The following is a 20,299-nucleotide window of genomic DNA, read 5'->3' on the forward strand; positions in this document are numbered from 1 at the left end:
TGGAGCCTTAAATGGTTCCGGGTTTCTTTTTTTATAAGGTTTTAGGAATATCGATGCAAGAATAGGAACGGATAGGACACAATGCCAACAGTGCAGCTCAGCCAAGCTAGGTTTACCGCTATAAAACTTATAAAAATTATAGCGATATGAAAAAGCATAACCAGGACTATTCCTATTACAAATTAAAGCTGCAGGATCACATTAATTCAAGTTTTCCAGAAAGATCTGGTGATATAAATTTTATTGAGCAGCGCGCCAGGTGGGCAGCAAACGCATACGATGGCGCATTTAGGGCAGGCAATCCTATTGATGAATGTAATGAGATCGCCGACGTTATTCTTTATGAGGGATTGCACTTTTCTAAATTTGATTCTCTGTTTGAGGTTCTGTCCTACGAATTTTCTGATGTTTTTGATGAACTCGATTATCGCGATTTTGCACTGAAGATCCTTCCAAAATGCCAGGAATGCTTTGAGCATTATGAATTGACTGATGATTTCGCCTATACAACTGATTACGATCTGCTGTATACGGAGCTAACAGGTTTTATTGCTATTTGGATTGAGCAAAATGGTATTCGATAAGAAACGCCATTTACGGCAGAACATTGATGCCATCAGAACAAGTTTCAGTATTGAAAAGGAGGGGCGGGAAGCAACTGAGCACGAAAAACTGCTGCTACGTAATTTTGCGGGATTTGGAGGCTTGAAATTTATCTTAAATCCCGTCTCATTACCGGATGACATCAATGGCTGGAAGGTTTCTGATCGGCCTTATTTTGCGATGACGCAGGAATTATTTACGCTCATCAGAGAAAATACAGAAGATCAAAGTAAGTATGCCGACTATGTGGCAAAAATTAAGGGTTCTATCCTAGATGCATTTTACACACCGAAAGAGATTACCGGCAGCATAGCAAAGGCAATACTGGAAACGGGAATAGATATTGGTAGCATGCTTGAGCCATCGGCCGGTGTAGGAGCTTTTATTGAACCCTTTAGAGAACTGGATCATGTAAATATTTGTGCTTATGAACAGGACTTAATAACAGGGAAAATCCTGAAAAATCTGTATGGTTCCGATGCTGATATCAGAATAGACAGCTTTGAGAATATTGGCGAAGGAGATACAGGATATGATCTTGTTATTGGTAATATTCCGTTCGGAACCACTTCAATATTTGATCTAACTTATTCAAGGGGTACAGATAAGGCCCGGAAATTTGCCGCGCAGAGCGTCCATAATTATTTCTTTTTAAAAGCTTCGGATAAACTTCGCGAAGGAGGGCTGCTAGCATTTATAACTTCGCAAGGGGTTCTGAACAGTCCTTCCAACTATCCGATCCGTGAAGCATTGATGCGGGAGCACAGTCTGGTGGCTGCGCTACGGTTACCAAATAATTTATTTGAAGAAAGTGGCACATCTGTGGGCACAGACCTCATTGTTCTGCAAAAAAATACACAGCCCCATTCCTTATCTATGCTTGCAAGAGATTTTATAGAGACTACAGAAAACAGCAACCTCTTATTTTATAATCCAAACCACCTTATCGCTACGCGTTCTTTTCTGGATACTGATCAATACGGTAAGCCGACAATGTTGCATGTGCATGATGGTGGAATTGTTGGGATTTCAAAAGATGTTCATCTAAGACTTTCAGAGGCTTTCCGGCAGTATTTCAACCGCGAGCTTTATGATGAACACAGCATGAAAGAGGGTGGTAATAAATTGACATCAGAACGAATTCTAAATACTCCAAAAAGCGTAAAACCTGATGCTAGTAATTCTGTAACAGTGACCCAACTAAGCCTTTTTTCCGATCAGGTTATTGATGACTTATTGGTTAAAAAGGCAAAAAAAGGTAGGAGAAGCACAAGCCAAAGTAAGGTCACAAATTTTCAGCAGCTTTCCTTTTTTGATGCAGATGAAGTCAATACAAGTCATGATAAACATCGACGGGCTAGTAGATCTGATCAGCAAGAAAGTTTGCTAAAAAAAACTGTATCAGCAAATAGAAGAAAAACTATAGCGTTAGCATCGTTATTCCATGAACTACCTGATGATTCGGTGTTAAAAAATGAGGTCAGAGCCTTTGACGGTGAAGTGAAGGCATTTTACCGTGAAGATACGATAGTTGTTTCGGGTAGTAGTGTCGGGAAACTAAAATTTAACCGTCGTGATGGGACCTATATTTTTCATCCACTTGAATTATCCAAAAAGGATCAGGAGCGAATCCAGAGCTATATCAACCTAAGGGATAGCTACCATTCGTTATATGAAATTGAAGCTAAAAGTAGAGCGGAGAATAAAGAGGGGCGACAGCTTTTAAATAGGACGTATGATGAGTTTACTGGACGGTATGGAAATTTAAATACAGCCGAAAATATTAGATTCATTAAAATGGACTCTTCCGGAAATGAAGTTCCTTTTCTTGAGCGGGTGGTTGGTGGTGTCATCCATAAGGCAGATATTTTTACACATCCAGTTAGTTTCTCCACGGCAGAAGTTGCTGTTAGCAGCGCTTCAGAGGCTCTGTCGGCTTCACTTAATCAAACGGGCTCCGTAGATCTTGCTTTTATGATTCAGGTGAGTGGCCTTTCCGAAAACGAATTACGGAAAGATCTGCAGGGCCAAATTTTCTTCAATCCGTTATCTGGTGAATTGGAAGTATCTCAGAAATTTCTTGCTGGAAATGTTGTTTTAAAAGCGACACAACTGAATAATTACCTTGCTACACATCCGGAAGACATGGAGGCCCGGCAGAGTCTGGAAGCGCTTGAAAAAGTCATTCCTGAACCGATTAAATTTGAGGAGCTAGATTTTAACCTTGGGGAGCGGTGGATCGGCACAGAAATTTATAACCGTTTCGCAAGCCATCTCTTTGATACCGATGTACGGATTTACTATTCAGAGAGCAGTGATGATTTTTCTGTAAATGCAAAATCCAGCAATATTAGGATCTCAGAAAAATACGCTATTAAATCTGAGAACCGGACATTTGATGGTTTGAACCTGCTGCGGCATGCTCTTGTTAATACCACTCCGGATATCACCAAAACTGAGTACTTAGCGGATGGGACTGCCATCAAGGTTAAGGATATGGATGCTATCCAGATGGCCAATGGCAAAATTGATGAGATCCGCCATGAATTTACGGATTGGCTTTATCAGCAGGACGATAATTTTAAAAGGGAACTTACCGGAAGATATAACGAGCTTTTTAATTGTCATGTCAGACCGTATTATGATGGTAGCCATCAAACATTTCCAGGGCTTGACCGCAGGGCAGTAGGAATAGAGGATCTGTATCAAAGTCAGAAAGATGCTATTTACATGCTTAAAAGTAATAATGGCGGTATCTGTGATCATGAAGTTGGGGGAGGCAAGACACTTATTATGTGTGCAGGAGCGCAGGAAATGAAAAGGTTGGGGCTAGTTCACAAGCCAATGATCATAGCGCTAAAGGCCAATGTTCACGAAATTGCAGAAACCTATCGAAAAGCTTATCCTTTCGCAAAGATATTATACCCCGGTAAAAAGGACTTCACACCCCAGAAAAGACTTAAGATTTTTGGCGATATCAAGAACAATGATTGGGATTGCATTATCCTCACACATGACCAGTTTGGAATGATCCCCCAATCAACAGAATTGCAGAAAGAGATACTTCAAGCGGAACTGATGTCTGTGGAGCAAAATCTTGACGCACTGCGCAGTCAGGGGAAAGATGTATCTGGCGCAATGATGAAAGGTGTAGAAATCCGGAAGAAAAACTTAGCTGTGAAGCTTAAGACACTGGAGCATGATATCGAAAACCGAAAGGATGATGTCGTCGACTTTAAAATGATGGGTATTGATCATATTTTTGTTGATGAGAGCCATAAATTCAAAAATCTCATGTTCAATACCCGTCATGAGCGCGTAGCTGGATTGGGCAATGTACAAGGCAGCCAAAAGGCTCTCAACCTACTTTTTGCCATCCGTACAATTCAGGAAAGGAATGCGAAAGATCTTGGTGCAACTTTTCTTTCTGGAACCACTATTTCAAATTCACTTACAGAGTTATACTGCCTTTTTAAATTTTTAAGACCAAAAGCACTGGAAAGACAGGGGATTAATTGCTTTGATGCATGGGCTGCTATTTATGCCCGTAAATCGATAGATTATGAATTCTCTGTTGCCAATAATATCGTTCAGAAGGAGCGGTTCAGACATTTTATAAAAGTGCCTGAACTGTCCCAATTTTACACTGAAATCACCGATTACCGTACTGCGGCTGATATCGGAATTGATAGGCCGATAAAAAATGAGATCCTCTACAATATACCGCCTACCCCGGATCAGGAAATTTTCATTAAAAAGTTGATGGAGTTTGCGAAGAGTGGCAATGCTGAGTTACTTGGTAGAGCTCCGCTAACGCCGACAGAGCAGAAAGCCAAGATGTTGATCGCGACAGATTTTGCAAGGAAAATGTCCCTTGATATGCGGCTTATATCTTCGCGATATACAGACGATCCGGGAAACAAAGCTTCTGTTTGTGCAGCAAATATTGCAAAATATTATAAAAATTTCAATGCGCAAAAAGGCACTCAATTTGTTTTTTCAGACCTCGGCACTTTTAAACCGGGCGAGTGGAACATATACAGCGAGATTAAGCGAAAACTTGTCGAAGATCATGGGATACCGGCAGAGGAGATCCGCTTTATTCAGGAAGCAAAAACGGAGGATCAGCGTAAAGAACTCATCAAAGCGACCAATGAAGGGAAAATTAGGGTCCTCTTTGGATCGACAGAAATGCTCGGAACGGGGGTAAATGCCCAAAAGAGGGCAGTAGCTGTGCATCATCTGGATATTCCATGGCGGCCTTCGGATCTGGAGCAGCGGGACGGTCGCGCTGTTCGAAAAGGCAATGAGATTGCTAAATTTTTTGCTGACAATAAGGTCGATGTTTTTATTTATGCTGTAGAAAAATCATTGGATGCGTACAAATTTAATACACTAGCAAATAAGCAGCGTTTTATCGGACAGTTAAAGAGTAATACCATCGCAGTACGGATACTTGATGAAGGTGGAATGGATGAAGTTTCGGGTATGAATTTTTCAGAGTATGTGGCTTTATTATCAGGTAATACCGATCTATTGGAAAAAGCGAAAGTCGAAAAGAAAATTTCTGTTCTTGAAAGTGAGAAACATGCTTTCTTACGATCAAAGTGGAGTTCCAGTTCAAAATTGGAAAGTCTGCAAGAAGAACTTGAAGGGAGAAAGTCCCGGTTAGCAAGGTTAAATGCAGACTGGGAAAACTATCGAAATCGTGTCCAAAAATCGCAAGACGGAAAAGTTTTGAACCCGATCGTCTTAGATGGCTTGCGCCGGGATCCAGATGTTAAAGAAATTGGTGCAAAGCTGGCCAAACTTGCAGCGGCTTCAAGGACCGGCGGTGATTACGAAGAGATAGGCTCTTTGTATGGCTTTAGACTGCTTGTAAAAACGGAAATGACACAGAAAGATGAATCTAGCCCTATTCAAAGAGATAACAGGTTCTTTGTTTGCGGTGAAGGAAATATTAAGTATACGCATAATAATGGTATTATGGCGAGCGACGCTGAGCGGGCAAGCTTAAATTTTCTCAGTGCCCTTCAAAAACTTCCTGGACTTATTGAAGAAGAGAATAAGAAGGTAAATCAACTGACAGCTGACCAAATCGTACTGAGTGATATCGTGAATGGCAGTTGGAACAAAGAAAAAGTGCTTGCAGCTTTGAAAACTGAACTCGCCGCTGTTGAAAGAAAAATACAGTCATCATTGGAGGTAAAAGATGATAGTGATAGCGGTAAACATATTAAAGCAGAAGCTGAAATAAAACTCAATAATTCCTGTGCCTTTAAATTATAGGAGGAGAGCCAACACTTTTGTTGTAAGTTTCTTTCGGCAACACTTTTACAATTTTTATGTACTGAAAATGAATAGAATAGTCTTTGTAGGCTGTTCCGCAATTTAATAGCCTATTAACAAAATTATCGTGGTAATTTATTATTTAGATCAATTCAATTCCGATAAGTAAGGCAACACCGCATGCATTGGCTATTTTTTCTTATATTGGAATTAGTATAAAGTACTAGAGGCCATTATTATGAAAAGTATCAATCAACGTTTATTTCATAGAGTAAAATCGATTTTAAACATAGGATCCATATTTAGGGTTATAATTATAATTGTTGCCGTGTGTATGTTTGTGCTATCCAGTATCGCCTTTTTTTCAATACAAAAAATGCTCATCCGAAATCATTTCGAATTTTCACCAGATGGTATTAATTTTTACATTAATCAATTCGCTAAGTATAACGGATTATTTGCCGCAACAATAACACTCATTGTCGCTTATTATGGTATTGAAAGGCTTAGGGCTGCGGAAAGGGCAAATATTGATAAAGTTCGGCTTGATAGATATTCTGATTGGAAAACGATTACTGATGCCAGGCTTGATATTGTAAAAGATGAGAATCCACTATTCAGAAGAGAGTTTATTAATATTAGATATCAGCTTTTTGAAGATCTATATCCTGCTTTTTCAATTGAAAATGAAAAACAATTACAAACACTCTTTGATAAATATTTTGCGAATTTAATCCCCGCATTAGAATCAAATAATAAAAAACAACAAGGCTTAGGGGGAATATATCCATCTTCAGATTATTCATATTTTGGCCAGAATTTTCTTTTTGTTTTTCTTGGAAGTCTTACTGGTAAAAAATATGATAATGCCGCCGAAGATCTTGTAAAGATGTATACAGAAAATCTCCAGAATGACAGAATTATTGATTCTCTAGCATATCAGAGCGCTTTAAAGCGTTACATTAAACACAACAATTAATTTTCTGTTTAAAAAAAAAGTAAAGTGATCATGAAAGATTATTATCGCCTAACAACAGCCAAAAAGCAAGAAATAGCTCAAAACCTAATCGATATTTTTGAGAAAGATTCTGAACCTTCAGCTGATACAACAACTTTTATCTATAAATGGATCACTACTGATCGTAGTGAAAAGTTTAAGGCATATTATGATGTATGGGATATTGTATTAAGAAATTTCATTCCTAAGACCAAACCTATATTGATCAGAAGCATTCCCCGTAAATCTAAAGCAGAATACATTGCGAGCTTTACAAATACGGCATATTCGGCTGTAAGATTCGGTGAGCGAAAAGGCTATTGGATTATATGCGATACAAAAGATTGTCTGCCATCATTGGAAATTAATAAAGGGAAATACAGAAATACCTTTTACCCCCTTAGCGATGTATTAAAAAAAGCAAAGGCTAATGGCGGATACGGTTTCTCTGAAAGATTTCTGAGAGACTATGGCGGAGAAGACGAATACATTATGAGAATAGACTATTCAGCGATGCAACTTCTAAAATACATAGACTATAAGTACTAGACTAAGTTTTCTTCCTGTAATTCCCTGCCGTTTTGGAAAAAACGAATTTCGTATTTGCCCGTATTTTTTTTAGTTCCAAAAATTATTGCTACGCCTAATTTGTAATTGTAATGATTGCCAAGAAAATCAATGGTTAGGTGTTCAAGTTTAATGAGGTCAAATTCTTTATGTTTTTTTGTATGGCTGTCCTTTTTTACTTCGATTACAACTAAGTTATGGTCGTTTGTCTGCCTTCTATGAATAATGATGTCAGGGCTAATTTTGTAATTATCATTATCATTTGGTTTAAAACCTATTTCCATCATGCGATTTTTAGCTATATCCAGCGCCTTCCTATCATTTGGCTTATCTATGTCCCCATTATATTCGGGATCAACGTCGAACTGAGGAAAAAAAGGCTTTAAATAAAAGGCCAGATGAGTAGAAATGTTAAGTTCATTAAGACCTCTTGCTAGATTACCAGTTTCTTTTTCAAGTAAAACATTTATGGCGTCTTTGATATTTTTTACAATGATTTCTATTTTCATATTTTATTTGTACTGTATTAATTCATCTTTCAACATGTATGCTTTTGGGGAAATAATAGCAATTAGGAAATCGAGGATAAATAGATAATCAGCCAGCAATTCTTTGTTAGTTTTTATGTCGTTTCCATATTTATAAAAAGCTTTTTCAGCGAAGTTTTCCAATAGCTTTCTATTCACTTCGTAAGCATTTTGGCTTTTAAGCATCAAGGCCACCCAACTTAAAGATTCCGGCATAAACTGGTGAAAGGCTACACCACTCAAAAATTTGATGCACTCGTTTATTTTGTTAAATCCATATTTAGTAATAATCTCCTTATAATAAAGGCTTTTTCCTTCAAGCACAAGCCAATTTTCCGATTCCGCAGTCCAATCAAGATCCATAAAAAACAGCGGTATGTAAACAGTCGTTTCATTCTCTAGTGTCCACTCTCGTAAAACATCCCATAGTGCCCAAAAATTATCTTTAGGTAAGCCATTTGCAACAGACCGGATAAATTCTTTGACAAGCCGATATAAATAATCTGTTACATCAATGGTGTTTAGCTTTTTATCTTCAGTTATGGTAAGATCCAATAATTTCTTAAAAAGAGGCTTTGAAATTTCAACGGATTGTGAAAGTAAAAATCTTGGATAAAAGAACGTGAATGCATGTCTACTGTCAAAAAAATCAGACTTGCTCCAAGATTTCTTGTCACCTAAAAATTCCACGTGAAGTTTAAGAACTTCTTGTACCATGTTATGTTGTTCCGCAACTGTCGTAGTCCAAGGTATGATGCGTAGAGCATCATCAAGAAGCCAGTGAGTGGGCATATCAAGAGTGAATGATAGTTTTGCAGGTTTTTCAATACTGCCATCAAGAACCACTGTGGTTAAATGATCCACAAATTCCTCCTCTTTTACGATATCTTTACTCTCATTTTCTGCTTCCTCACCATACATCCACATAGCGTCCCTGCGGCGTTGTTCAATAGAATTAAGTTCTTTTTTGTATTCTATGAAAGCTAACAGGCCATACCAGCAATTTAATACAAAATCAGGATCATCTTTTACGAGGTGATGTGCTATTCCAACTTGAAGCGCAATTCGTTCCTGTTCGTCCAATCCACTTATAAGCAATCGAAAAATTAATTCTTTTATTTTCAATTTAGTGGCCTCGTCTGTTTTATGATTTATATTAAATGAAAGACCTGTAAGAGCCGCTTGCTTACCAAAAACATCTAAATACATGTCTATAGATTCTTGGCCACCCAGTTTTTTTTCTGCAAAGTCCAGGATAGTGTGCCGGCACCATAATAATTGCTCGTCGTCCATTTCATTAAAAAAATCACGTAGACCAAGTGATGCCATTAATGTTTTTGAAGTCATAAAATCAAAGTGACCCTTTGATTGTTGAATATAATCATATCCTTCTCGCCACTTTTCGTAATTGTGATCATTACTAGAATTGTTATCATAAGCATCTTTCGCCCAAAGAACAGTAACAGTCGGCGCTTGACTAAGATCATTAGTTTCTGTTACATTTTTTCGAACTTCCTCATCATAGCCTGGTTGAATCTGGAGCATTTTTTTACCGTTATATTCAACGGGTATATACTGGTATTTACGGGCATCCATATCAAATAGAAACTTTCTCCATTGAAATTCCTCAGCTGGAGCCTGTTCCCACATTTTATCAATTTCCTTATATAATAGATCATTTTGCGTCCGATAGATAAACATATAATCAAAAACAAAACCTACGAGGCCCTGATAGTATTTTCGCCGGTGAACTTTTGAATTGGACTTGATTCTTTCATCCTTCTCGTATTCATCATCATTGAATACTTCATTTGTATGTAATTCTGACAACCATCTGCTTGATTCCCACCAGAAAAAAATCGGTACGCCTAAAAGACAAACTGAATTTTCATCGAGAAGTTCGGGATGCGCTTGAATTACACTTATAGCAATACTCAAAAAAGCAACATTGTTAGATTCTTTGATAATTCTTTGGAGGTATCCTCTAAGTTGTTGATCTGTGGCTTTTCCAATTAAGTCTAAAAGTCCAGCTTCAAGCGCCATTAACAAGGAGGCGATGTACCGGTTTTCAGCTCTTTTACTCCGATACATACACCAATAGTCATAGTTCCCATAATAAGTCTTTGAAGTGCCGTCGTGGAAGCCTACTGCAATTTCTTCAATATCCTCACCTTGCGATTTTAAAGCGCTCTGATTTTTTTCAAACGCAGCATTCAAAAAAGTGATAATGAAATCTAATGCTTTCTCCGGATGATATAGAAACATCCAATAAAAAAATGTGTGATAGGCACTTGGAAAACCATGTTCGGTATTGAATCGTCGGCTCAAACCGAAATCCCTTGCATCAGACCTACGAAAATGGATAGGAGTATAAGGTGGTCTTCTATCTTCTTCTTTATTTAACCAATCATCCATCGCAATCTCCAATACATCATCTGGGAAAAAACGGCATATTTGGTCAGCCATGACGCCTTCCGTAAAATATTTTCGAATTTGATTTAAAAATTGGATATTATTCCATCGATCATTTCCAACATGTGGGTTTTTAGCAGCCTGTATTAAGTTTTCAACTAACGAAGGGGCCGAAGATGTCAGTTGAAAGATTATTTTTACATAGGGCTCTAATACCGAGCTCATTGAATCATATTTTACTGCTCCAATAAATGCTTTCTGAACTCGATGAACGAAGTCTTCCAAAAAGTTGGCAACACTTTTGGAGCATGGTGGGATTATTTGAGGATTGAAGTCAGGTAGTTGTTTCGCCCAAGCTTCAATAAGCGCTATGTATTGGCTATCGATTTTGAACGATGAAATTGTAGCATAATTATCCCAAATAAAGTCAATAATATAGTCCCATCCGGAACCTGTTGGCAATAACTGATCTAAACTTTGCTTGGCTGGGTCGATTCGTTTACATCCGATCTGGAGTAAAAACATTATGTGTTTAAGGAATCTCCCTTCGTTGTTAAGAAGATTATCTTTTAGTGCATCTAAAAGTATTGCAGCATTCTTGGAACGGAGTGATACAACTAAAAGTTCGTCTTTCCATGATTGCGACAATAAGCTATCTTGCAAAAGTTCATGAACGAAACTTACCGATCGGACCGGCTCAGTAAGGTAGAATTCTTCCATCCACAACCGAAATGCTCTTTTCATTGCAGGGTTATTTTCCATGGATTCTAAGAAAGTTCTACTGTCTGGCATCAGCTTTTTTTGCTCTGAAATAAATCTTATCAGCGCCCAATCTTCTAAAATATCGTGTGAGGGACTATATTCAGGATTTATTCCGATATCGTTCTGTTGTAAAATATTGTCCCTCAAAAGTTGAGAAATCGTGTCTTCGCTCCCTGAAAAGTCGGTAAAGAGGCGCATTTCTCGTGATCTTTTTACACAAATTTCGTAAAAAACAGCTCCTCTGCCTATATTTCCATTCTCTACTATGTGCTGCCACATCAACTTCTTAAATTTTATTTCATCTAATTGTTGCTCACTTTCTAAGAAAGGAATAATACGAACCGCCTTGTCAAGATAATAGGGGTTATGAAGTAAATGTTTGATTTTTGGGTTTTCAAGTAATGTTTTTAGTTGGGGGATGGCATCCTGAACTAGTTGTATCTCTCCATCAGTAAAATCATTGACTTCTAAATATGTATTATTTTTTGGAAGCTCAAAATAAAAATGAATGCGAAACCTCTGTAATAAATATTCCCTAACTGTTATTAAAAGAATAATGCGCGAATTTGATTTCATAATTTGGAGCAATTCATTAAATGCCCCGGAAAATTCGGATTCTATTAGTTTTTCAAAACTTTCAATCCAAATCAAAACATTTCGTGCGGATAAAGGACTACCGACAATTTGTTGGATTGTCGCATTATATCCGGCACTCTTCATCGCTTCATCTAAGGTATTACAATAGAGATTTTCTGGAGTAAGCGTAACGACAGTATAATCACCTTCGGATTTTAATTCTTTCACGACGGCTTTCGCCAGAGCTGATTTTCCTACACCGGGCTTTCCATGGATAACGACAAGATTATTTTCTTTAATAGCACGATTCAAAAGGGATGTGTCACGATGAACAGTGAATGAACCAACTGTCTCCCTAGTTCTCAAATTAATTATTTCTCTATTTTTATCCATTTTCCCATAACTATCCAATATTTCAGGATTAGTTTCGGGTTTCAATTCTTCTATGAGTTTGAATTTGTTAGGATCAATGAGGTTATTATAAGCTAAAACCTTCGTTGCTATAAATGTATTTCCATCTACGTAAGTATGAATTATTCCTACAAAATAAAGATTTCCGAACAGATCGGCATATGCTCCTGATCCTGAAAGACCAGCTACATTTGACATGGCCTGTTGATAAAAAGTATCTAGTGATCCTTCATGATGCAATGTAAAAATATTCGGATTATTCTTTTTATTTTCAAGAAATTTAAGCGAAAATGGCTGGTCATCTTTTTGATCATTAAAATTTGCGAATCCCCTAACTTTATATTCCTCGATAGTATCGCCCGCATCAATAACCTGACTGAAAAACCTCTTTCCGGTTAGCGCTACTATATCATTCGCAGGTACAATAATTAGGGCCAAATCTTCTTCATTACTTACAGAGGTTATCACGACTGCAGTATCTGAAAGAACATATGAATGATAGGTCAAAGACTCATTATTGAAAATTTGATCCAGTAGTATGCCTTCTTTAGAATATGTTTTGTCAAAATCTTCCCCAACTAAGCAATGTTTAGCGGTTAAAATATATACATAATCAGTATCAGCATCTGGAAAGTATATAACTGCGGTCCCAATGTCTTCATTGCATTGAATTCTGATGGTGGAAAGCTGGGGTAAATTTAGATTCATATATCGTCAGTGATTTCTTCAAATAAAAATAGTTCGTTTTCGGGACCAATCTCTTTATAGGTGGTTTCAAATTCGTAGCACGATTCGACCTCTGCATCAATTTTAAATAGATCCCTCAATTCCTTTGTGTCACAGGAATAATGAATTTTAATTTTTATTTCATTTTTCTTTCCATGTTCCAGCAGTCTTACCAATGCTTCCTTGTCTGGATGTCGATTGTGGATTCCATTACCAGTTACAACAAAATTCTCTGTGTTGACCATTTCTAGTAATCCAATGCTCGTATTTGCTTTGCTTCCGTGATGAGATAACTGCATAAAGGAGAGAGGAATGGGATTTGTTGAACTATACCGTAAGACAGAAAGACTATCTTCAATATCTGATGGGTGGCTGTCTGCTAGAAGTAAGGCTTTAATGTCGCCAAATTCAGCAAGAATAGCAATCGAACTGCCGTTGACTTCATCTTTATCTTGATGAAACGGAATATCTTTCAATTCAGCGATAGTTTTCGCATGATCTGACTGTGAAGCTTTTCTGCCAACTTTCATTGTCCGCTCTTCCTCGGTCCATAAATCTTCCGCTTTTTTTTGTTTTTCAGGCGTAGGCGAAAGTATCGTCAACTGCAGTCCCTGAACCTGAATAGATTTTGTTTTTGTATTTATAGATGGTTCGCTTTGAATGTAGCTCTTTTTGATATATTCTCTTAAAGTAATGCCATCACGGACTGAAATTTTCTCACTGGGTATTTGGATAGGTTCGGTGGTACTGTTAAATATAAATCTCTTAACAGCATTGGGCTTATCTTTTATGGTTCTATCTTGTAGGAAACCCAAAACTGCACCGATGTGATCTCTGTCTATATGGCTGATTATCCAATGGTCAACGACTTCATCAGCTGCTAAAATTTCTTTGATAAGTGGAGCAAAAGCATTTTTATATTCACGGGCGTATCCACCGTCAATAAGTATATTGTGCCAGTTCGAATCTTCTCCTAAAAATCTTATGTGAATGGCGTCACCGCCACCGGTATCATAAAAATGGAAACTAATTTTATGTGTTTTTTGAAGCATAATAACAATATCAGTTAGTTAGTTTTTTGGATTTAGATGCAACAATTTTTTACGTGCTTTAATATGCTTCAACAAGTAGGCATCCAAGACATAAAGCTTAACATCTTCATCAATCCTCGTCTTGTCATAATAATTCGCGTCCATAGCTTTTATATAATTTATAAATCCTTTCAATGGTATCTTTTTTAAGGTCGTATATCTTTTCAATATATAATTTGCATACCTTTTTTTTATGGACACGTACTGGCCTGCGAATTCTATGATAAAAAAATCGTAATTAATATCTGTATAATAATCAAGTGGTAGTAAGCCTAATTCCTGCAAAAAAGGAATAGTTCTTTGAAAACGCATTTCACTAACGAAATGAACTCGATCAAAAACATATTTTATTACATCTACCTCAATTTCAGCGACCTCCAAAAATTTTGCAAGGCATAAGCGATGTTGACCACCTATAGTAAAGTAACGATCGCCATATTGAACTACAGTTTTAGCTTCTTTTGCGTTGTGGATATGGTCAATAACCTTTTCTTTGGTTGGAAAATTGTCAATGACACGATCTAACCTGCGCAAATCAGTGAAAAATTGTAACCAATAATATCGCCAATCTTTCGGTTTGTGCATAATACAGTTGTAACCATAGGAATAATCAATCCCACAAATCTGACGGGGATCTATTTTTTCCGTAAACGTTCCTGCAGATCTGAAAAAATGAAAGTTTTTGATATGGCTGAAATGGGCTACGACGTCGTCGTGCCAATTCTGTTGATCAAATTTTGGATGTAGGCTTCTTAACCATTCTATTCGCTGCTCATCCGAATACTTGTAAGGCATTAACAAAGGCTTTTTATTGACAGAAATATACTGAAAATTCTTTTTCGAAGGATAAAAATGATTCAATAAATAAGTTTTTATTATGTCGTAGTTTAAAACTACGGGAAGCACATTTATTGGTTTGAAATTGTTAAATGTTTACAAAACAAAATGCTAAGTTTTTCTAACAAGGTGGGCTAATTCCGGGTCGTTCTCAATTCTCGAAAGTTCAGTTGCAATAATTTTTGAAACATCAAGTTTGACCTGGCGATAATTTTGATCAATTTCTTTGTCCATTCTGTCCTCGCCAGTTTCTGAAATAAAAGAACGGATCTCTGGAATAGGCTTATAGTTTTTACTTTCTAAGGCCACCTTTTCCGTATCTACTACGATTTGGGCATGAAATATTTTTTGCTCTATTTTCTCACCAAAATTGTCAGCAACTGCTCCCACAAACATTCCCTGGGAAAGAGTAGATATTTTAGATGCTGGAATCAGACTGTCTAATTGTGTTGATATAGATGTACTGGTATCATTTCTGTTGATAGATATCGATTGACGTTTTTGGACAATCTTTCCAAACCTTTCTGAAAGTGTTTTGGCGGTTTCACCCACGACCTGACCTGAGAATATATTTCCGACCGTATTGAGTATTACTTTTGCTTCCTTATCACCATAATCCCGGATCAATTGAGAGAAATCCTGAAAACCAAGACAGACAGCCACTTTATTGCTTCGGGCTGTTGCAATCAGATTATCTAATCCACGGAAATAAATTGTGGGAAGCTCGTCAATAATAACGGAACTTTTAAGTTTTCCTTTCTTATTGATCATTTTCACAATTCGGGAATTGTATAAACCCAATGCTGCGGAATAAATGTTTTGCCTATCGGGATTGTTTCCTACACATAGGATTTTGGGTTCCTTCGGATTATTTATGTCCAATGAAAAATCATCCCCGGACATAACCCAGTAGAGCTGCGGAGAGATCATTCTTGATAGCGGGATTTTAGCGGAGGCAATTTGGCCTTGTAGTTGATCTTGTGCTCCGCCTTCCCAAGCATCAAGAAAGGGACTAAGGTAGTTTTCAAGCTCAGAATAACTTGTCAGTATTGTAAAAATATCAGCATATTTTTTATTAAGTAGTTCAATTGCATGCGGAAAAGTACAGTATTTACCATTATCATAGATCTTCAAAAACCAGATGATCGCAGCTAGCAGGATGATTGGTGACTCGACAAAAAAATCCCCTTGTTTCTGAATCCACGTTTTATTGAGGTTTAGCATGATGGTATAAGATGCTTCGTACGCATCAGAAATGTCGGTCATGAATTTAGGATTTAAGGGATTGCAGCGATGGCTTTTGCGTGGATTATCAAAGTTGATCACATAGAATTTGGGTTTTACGTCGTACTTGTCACTGTGCTTCAGGAGATGGTTGTACGCTATTTGAGAAAGGTCATCAAACTTGAAATCGTAAATGTACATGGCAAAACCTTTTTCAATGTGCTGCTTTATGTAATTATTTACGATTGCGTAGCTCTTACCACTTCCAGGAGTACCTAGTACGATAGATGCGCGAAAGACGTTGACCACCGATATCCATCCGTCATTCCATTTTCCACGATAATAAAATTTTGTCGGCAGGTTAACGGAAAACTCGTTTTCTAAAAGCTTTGTCTCCTGCATGAAGCTTTCGTTTTCATTATTGAAAGGATCATCCATCAATTTGTTTTTAAGCAGCCTACTCATCCATAATCCAGCAACCATAAGCAGGATAAAGCCTGCAGATGTAGAAAGCATATATAGAATGCCTGATATTTCAAGAAGGGGGAAATTGAGTAAGTATAGTATTGATCCAGCAAATAGACATGTATTGATATTTTTCCACTTAATTTTTTCGTTTTTGACGCCCTTAGTTCCCAAACAGCTCAGTGCCAATAAGATTAGGGCAAATAATTTGCTATATGTTGAATTAGTAAATAAACCAGAGGTTCTCTGGAAATTTTTGAGGATTCGCTCGACAATTTCCAGCGTCCATCCCTGTTCAAAGAAAAAGGAGTAACAGAACCAGTAGAAATTCATCAAAACTAGGAGAATGCTTACAGCTCGCATGAAAGCCATAATTTTTGCGAGGCCTCTTAGATCGTCTTCTTGCATATGTGAAAAGTTTCACCATAGATATTAGTCCTGACGAACAATTTTTCTGCTAATGCAGTAGATGGTATACATTTGCCTAAATCTTCCAATCCCTTTGAAATTTTGTAAGATTTAGGCTGCCCATTAAATTTTTTATCTGCGATAAAATTCCTATAATTAGGCTGAATTACGGAAGTGGATTATGTTTGATACTATAGGACAATTTGAAGAACAATTTAATAAACAGGTATTCAGAATCACCTTTAAAAATTGTGATTTTCAGGTCGTATTATTGAAGAAAGATTTGACTAAGAATATGACAGAATTTCAGATACTCTTGGATGGACTGGTGCAGAGACTAAGAAAGGAAAACGGCAAATGGAATTTTGAACATGGTGAAGATCAGGATTTAGCCGAAGATATCTGGCGTCAGGTTGCTCTTAGGTATAGGCTCTGATGTCAGTTCTTCGTAATAGCTCTGAAAGGAAAAATAATACCAAAATATTTTGCTATATTTGTTTGGAGCTTTACAGAAGCTTGCCACTTGTCATAGCGAAGCTATTTTAGCACTGTATCTAACTTTATATACCACTTTAACAAATTTCTTGTAAGGGGTTTTGGCTGACAGGTGACATCATTTCTATGCAAGATATATTGTTAAAACATGGAAAAAAAAGTTAATGGGCATACTGCTGATTATATTAAGCGTATCGCAAAATCTATTAAAAAAAATCAGAATATTTCTCATCATGAGGCTTTGGAACTTGCCTCAAAACAAAACGGATTTCATAGCTGGAAACATTTTCAGAATTTATTAAATAAATCTGATGTACCTTCTTTGGTTTATGCGATGACTGAGATAAAGGAGTTAACCTTAAAGCCAAAGAATCCCTATCGGAATCTATTGATAGCAGGATTAAATGAACTTCTCAAACAAAATAAAGATCTTTTGCAGTTTGACAAAAATAAGAAGGAAGATGAAGGGTACATTTTTGTTGATTTGTTCGGATTTCAAAGCGTCGTGATATGGAGGGAGATAAGTTTTGGAGAAATATCGTTAGCAGTTTGGTGGAAATATGATCACTCTAGGCATCCTCAAGCTAATCTTACAGGTAATGCTCGAGAAAACTTTCGAGATACCAGCCCGCTTGCAAATAAAACAGAATACAAAAAATTTGTTGGCGTAGTAGTTCATGGATGGGTTGAAAGAGCAACAGGTAAATATATTCAAGGTTCAGGTGGTGATTCCATCATTAGGGACTATGTAAGAAGGGGCGAAAAAGCTGAATTAGAAAAATTGCCGACTGTACGACCAAATGGCTTCCAAGCCGAAGGTTTGTTCTTTGTGTAATATGTTTTCAATTGCTTGCTATTCCTTTTTATAGGAAAAGTATTTCATAGAGATATTAAGGAAGTCCGAATTTTGGACTTCCTTTTTTTTAGCATAGTAGAAATATACTGCTTTGACTCTTTTATAGAGTAGGATCCCCAAGGTCGTTCAACATATTTTAAGGATTATTTTTGATGCTACTCCTTATCTTTTGCGCTTTCTCTTTTTTTTCATGTTAAACTCAAATAGATATTCTTCTGGATCTTCTGTCATCCCATGAAGTAGAAGCTGATCAAGTAGTCCCCAATCACTAAATACAGATCCGTTATTTATCATAAAGTCGAATAGTGGATGGAGCGAATGGTTTGCTGATCTTGATTGCGTTGAAGTGTCTTTTTTTTGTGAATCTTCTATATATTCTGCTACCTTAGGACTTTGGCTACTTGAAAACAGCGCATTGAATGAATTTGCCGAAAATCCCTTGCCAAGATGAGAGCCATTGAATACGTTGCGCGAATTATGATCTATAAAGCTAATTCCATATAATCTGCCTTGATCATTTCTTCGGATCACTACATTGATTCCGTGGTCTATTAAATACTCTTTAAAGTCCTTTTCACTTCGGGCTATATTAATGGCTTGCGCAATGATATTTTTGCTTTTTTCTTTAGTTTCTGCAGCAAGTTCTTTACTTTTTATAAAATGTGTTTGAAGTGCTATGAGCCCCGCTTGTTTCCCGAAAAGGGACGCTTTGAAGGGATTGGTCACCTTTTCCCCATTTTTATCCAATGCGAAATATATTAAACCTTCCTTAACTGCACCACTATATTCCTTTTTCGTGGATTCGACGACGATATTAAATAGCGATAGCAATGCATTATAAGTGCCAAGGCTTTGAAAATAATAGTAGTTAGGCAGGTATCTTACAACAGCCGCAAGTTGGCTTTTAATATTACCTTTAGTATGATCTACTGGTTGGAAAGTAAGACTTTCAGTAAAACTTTTCTTTTCGTCGGCACGTGCTAAATTATACTTTTTTTCAATATTGCGACAGATTTCCATTGATCTTTTCTTTTCAAAAACGTCGGATATTTTGATTCCATTTCTGTCCACTGTTGTTGAAACAATATGGATGTGGCTGCGGTCGATATCATTATGCCTAAATACAACATAAGGTTGATCACCATAGCCCATTTTTCGCATATATTCCTTTGCAATTCTGACATAATTTTCATCTGATATGATATCAATTGGATCAGGATTTAGCGAGATATGGATTGCTGTCTTTTCTGTTTTTTTATTTGCAGCTAAATTGGCCATGAATGAAGATAGTAGCTGTGGAGTCGTATATTCGCCACTGGGAGTTTCGAACATATTGTTGAGGTGTAAAATTGTACCAGCATTTTGATGAACCTTGGAGAGGTTATAATTTAAAGCACCATATATATTTGAGCCACGACCTATTTTTGCAATCATGGTTTTTCTTTTTTAATGAGATATTCAGCTTCAAACTTTTTGCTGAGCAGTAAAACTTCGCGGCAGATCCCGGCCAGATCTCTGGTCTGCTGTTCAAGCCTTCCGAGATAATGAACGGTTTTTTTATCGCTAAAATTAGTGTGCAGGATCTTTACGATCTGATTGTAATTGACTCCAATTGCACGGAACTGTGCAAAAAATTGCGATAATTTAGTGCAATAATCGATAGCCCCTTGATCTACAATAATTGAATTTATCCTTCTTTCAAAAAGTACGGATACGATAAACTTCGCTCTATTGTCAAGTCCCGACTGCTCAAATAGGCTAAGAAATTTTACATTTTCGTTATCCGTAAGTCTAAAAACGTATCTATGAGTCGCTCTTTCAAGTTTAGGTTTTCGACCTCCTTTACCATTTGTTGTCATATCCTTTTTTTTCAGAACTTACTATAAAGTCAAGTATTGTTTTATTGGCTAGCTACTGAAAGCCTTTATTTTCCTAAAAATTCATAGAAATCAGCTAAAACATTTTAAAGGTAAATCCGACTTCGGAGGATTGCCCAGCCCTCGGCAGAGCAAGTAGTTTTGGGGCACAAAACGAGTTTTGAGGCACTCAAAAC

13 protein-coding genes are annotated in these 20,299 nt (G+C 37.0%); 6 read left to right on the plus strand and 7 right to left on the minus strand.

Annotation, left to right across the window (positions count from 1 at the left end; translation table 11 throughout):
- Positions 1-146: 146 nt before the first annotated feature.
- From B3600_RS00095 to B3600_RS00110, 4 genes are all read left to right on the plus strand, one after another.
- Positions 147-584, plus strand: coding sequence for a DUF1896 domain-containing protein (locus B3600_RS00095; RefSeq protein WP_286751653.1), 438 nt, complete (start codon positions 147-149; stop codon positions 582-584).
- The gene (locus tag B3600_RS00100; RefSeq protein ID WP_286751654.1) at positions 571-5,892 is read left to right on the plus strand and encodes an N-6 DNA methylase; all 5,322 of its coding nucleotides are present in this window, start codon (positions 571-573) and stop codon (positions 5,890-5,892) included. The genes B3600_RS00095 and B3600_RS00100 overlap by 14 nt, the downstream gene beginning before the upstream one ends.
- Positions 5,893-6,130: 238 nt before the next feature.
- Positions 6,131-6,871, plus strand: coding sequence for a hypothetical protein (locus tag B3600_RS00105; RefSeq protein ID WP_286751655.1), 741 nt, complete (start codon positions 6,131-6,133; stop codon positions 6,869-6,871).
- Positions 6,872-6,901: 30 nt separating this feature from the next.
- Positions 6,902-7,438 carry a hypothetical protein gene (locus B3600_RS00110; RefSeq protein ID WP_286751656.1) on the plus strand — a complete coding sequence of 179 codons (537 nt, stop codon included), beginning with the start codon at positions 6,902-6,904 and terminating at the stop codon, positions 7,436-7,438.
- Here B3600_RS00110 and B3600_RS00115 read toward each other — a convergent pair.
- The 5 genes from B3600_RS00115 to mobC form a co-directional block, all read right to left on the minus strand.
- Positions 7,435-7,965, minus strand: a complete 531-nt coding sequence (locus tag B3600_RS00115) for a hypothetical protein (RefSeq protein WP_286751657.1) — start codon at positions 7,963-7,965, stop codon at positions 7,435-7,437. The two genes, B3600_RS00110 and B3600_RS00115, sit on opposite strands and share 4 nt — an antisense overlap.
- Positions 7,966-7,968: 3 nt before the next feature.
- Positions 7,969-12,852, minus strand: coding sequence for an ATP-binding protein (locus B3600_RS00120; protein ID WP_286751658.1), 4,884 nt, complete (start codon positions 12,850-12,852; stop codon positions 7,969-7,971).
- Positions 12,849-13,922, minus strand: coding sequence for a ComEC/Rec2 family competence protein (locus B3600_RS00125; protein ID WP_286751659.1), 1,074 nt, complete (start codon positions 13,920-13,922; stop codon positions 12,849-12,851). The genes B3600_RS00120 and B3600_RS00125 overlap by 4 nt, the downstream gene beginning before the upstream one ends.
- A gap of 18 nt (positions 13,923-13,940) precedes the next feature.
- Positions 13,941-14,756 (minus strand): hypothetical protein, encoded by an 816-nt coding sequence (locus B3600_RS00130; protein ID WP_286751660.1) that lies wholly within the window; start codon positions 14,754-14,756, stop codon positions 13,941-13,943.
- Positions 14,757-14,909: 153 nt separating this feature from the next.
- Complete coding sequence (gene mobC / locus B3600_RS00135) at positions 14,910-16,895, minus strand: conjugal transfer protein MobC (protein WP_286751661.1); 1,986 nt, start codon at positions 16,893-16,895, stop codon at positions 14,910-14,912.
- 181 nt (positions 16,896-17,076) lie between these two features.
- Between mobC and B3600_RS00140 the strand changes: the two genes are divergently transcribed.
- Both B3600_RS00140 and B3600_RS00145 read left to right on the plus strand, forming a co-directional pair.
- Positions 17,077-17,331, plus strand: a complete 255-nt coding sequence (locus B3600_RS00140; protein WP_286751662.1) for a hypothetical protein — start codon at positions 17,077-17,079, stop codon at positions 17,329-17,331.
- A gap of 207 nt (positions 17,332-17,538) precedes the next feature.
- The gene (locus tag B3600_RS00145; RefSeq protein WP_286751663.1) at positions 17,539-18,225 is read left to right on the plus strand and encodes a hypothetical protein; all 687 of its coding nucleotides are present in this window, start codon (positions 17,539-17,541) and stop codon (positions 18,223-18,225) included.
- 183 nt (positions 18,226-18,408) lie between these two features.
- Here B3600_RS00145 and mobB read toward each other — a convergent pair whose 3' ends face one another.
- Positions 18,409-19,680: a conjugal transfer protein MobB gene (gene mobB / locus B3600_RS00150; protein WP_286751664.1), complete on the minus strand. Its 1,272-nt coding sequence runs from the start codon at positions 19,678-19,680 to the stop codon at positions 18,409-18,411.
- Positions 19,677-20,105 carry a conjugal transfer protein MobA gene (mobA, locus tag B3600_RS00155; RefSeq protein ID WP_286751665.1) on the minus strand — a complete coding sequence of 143 codons (429 nt, stop codon included), beginning with the start codon at positions 20,103-20,105 and terminating at the stop codon, positions 19,677-19,679. The genes mobB and mobA overlap by 4 nt, the downstream gene beginning before the upstream one ends.
- Positions 20,106-20,299 lie beyond the last annotated feature (194 nt).

The sequence above is a fragment of the Sphingobacterium sp. UBA2480 genome (assembly GCF_002341965.1).
Lineage (GTDB): Bacteria > Bacteroidota > Bacteroidia > Sphingobacteriales > Sphingobacteriaceae > Sphingobacterium > Sphingobacterium multivorum.

What these genes read in the sequence shown, in the direction of transcription:
- B3600_RS00095 (WP_286751653.1), top strand. Translation starts at nt 147, where the DNA reads ATGAAAAAGCATAACCAGGACTATTCCTATTACAAATTAAAGCTGCAG.
- B3600_RS00100 (WP_286751654.1), top strand. Translation starts at nt 571, where the DNA reads ATGGTATTCGATAAGAAACGCCATTTACGGCAGAACATTGATGCCATC.
- B3600_RS00105 (WP_286751655.1), top strand. Translation starts at nt 6,131, where the DNA reads ATGAAAAGTATCAATCAACGTTTATTTCATAGAGTAAAATCGATTTTA.
- B3600_RS00110 (WP_286751656.1), top strand. Translation starts at nt 6,902, where the DNA reads ATGAAAGATTATTATCGCCTAACAACAGCCAAAAAGCAAGAAATAGCT.
- B3600_RS00115 (WP_286751657.1), bottom strand. Translation starts at nt 7,965, where the DNA reads ATGAAAATAGAAATCATTGTAAAAAATATCAAAGACGCCATAAATGTT.
- B3600_RS00120 (WP_286751658.1), bottom strand. Translation starts at nt 12,852, where the DNA reads ATGAATCTAAATTTACCCCAGCTTTCCACCATCAGAATTCAATGCAAT.
- B3600_RS00125 (WP_286751659.1), bottom strand. Translation starts at nt 13,922, where the DNA reads ATGCTTCAAAAAACACATAAAATTAGTTTCCATTTTTATGATACCGGT.
- B3600_RS00130 (WP_286751660.1), bottom strand. Translation starts at nt 14,756, where the DNA reads ATGCCTTACAAGTATTCGGATGAGCAGCGAATAGAATGGTTAAGAAGC.
- mobC (WP_286751661.1), bottom strand. Translation starts at nt 16,895, where the DNA reads ATGCAAGAAGACGATCTAAGAGGCCTCGCAAAAATTATGGCTTTCATG.
- B3600_RS00140 (WP_286751662.1), top strand. Translation starts at nt 17,077, where the DNA reads ATGTTTGATACTATAGGACAATTTGAAGAACAATTTAATAAACAGGTA.
- B3600_RS00145 (WP_286751663.1), top strand. Translation starts at nt 17,539, where the DNA reads ATGGAAAAAAAAGTTAATGGGCATACTGCTGATTATATTAAGCGTATC.
- mobB (WP_286751664.1), bottom strand. Translation starts at nt 19,680, where the DNA reads ATGATTGCAAAAATAGGTCGTGGCTCAAATATATATGGTGCTTTAAAT.
- mobA (WP_286751665.1), bottom strand. Translation starts at nt 20,105, where the DNA reads ATGACAACAAATGGTAAAGGAGGTCGAAAACCTAAACTTGAAAGAGCG.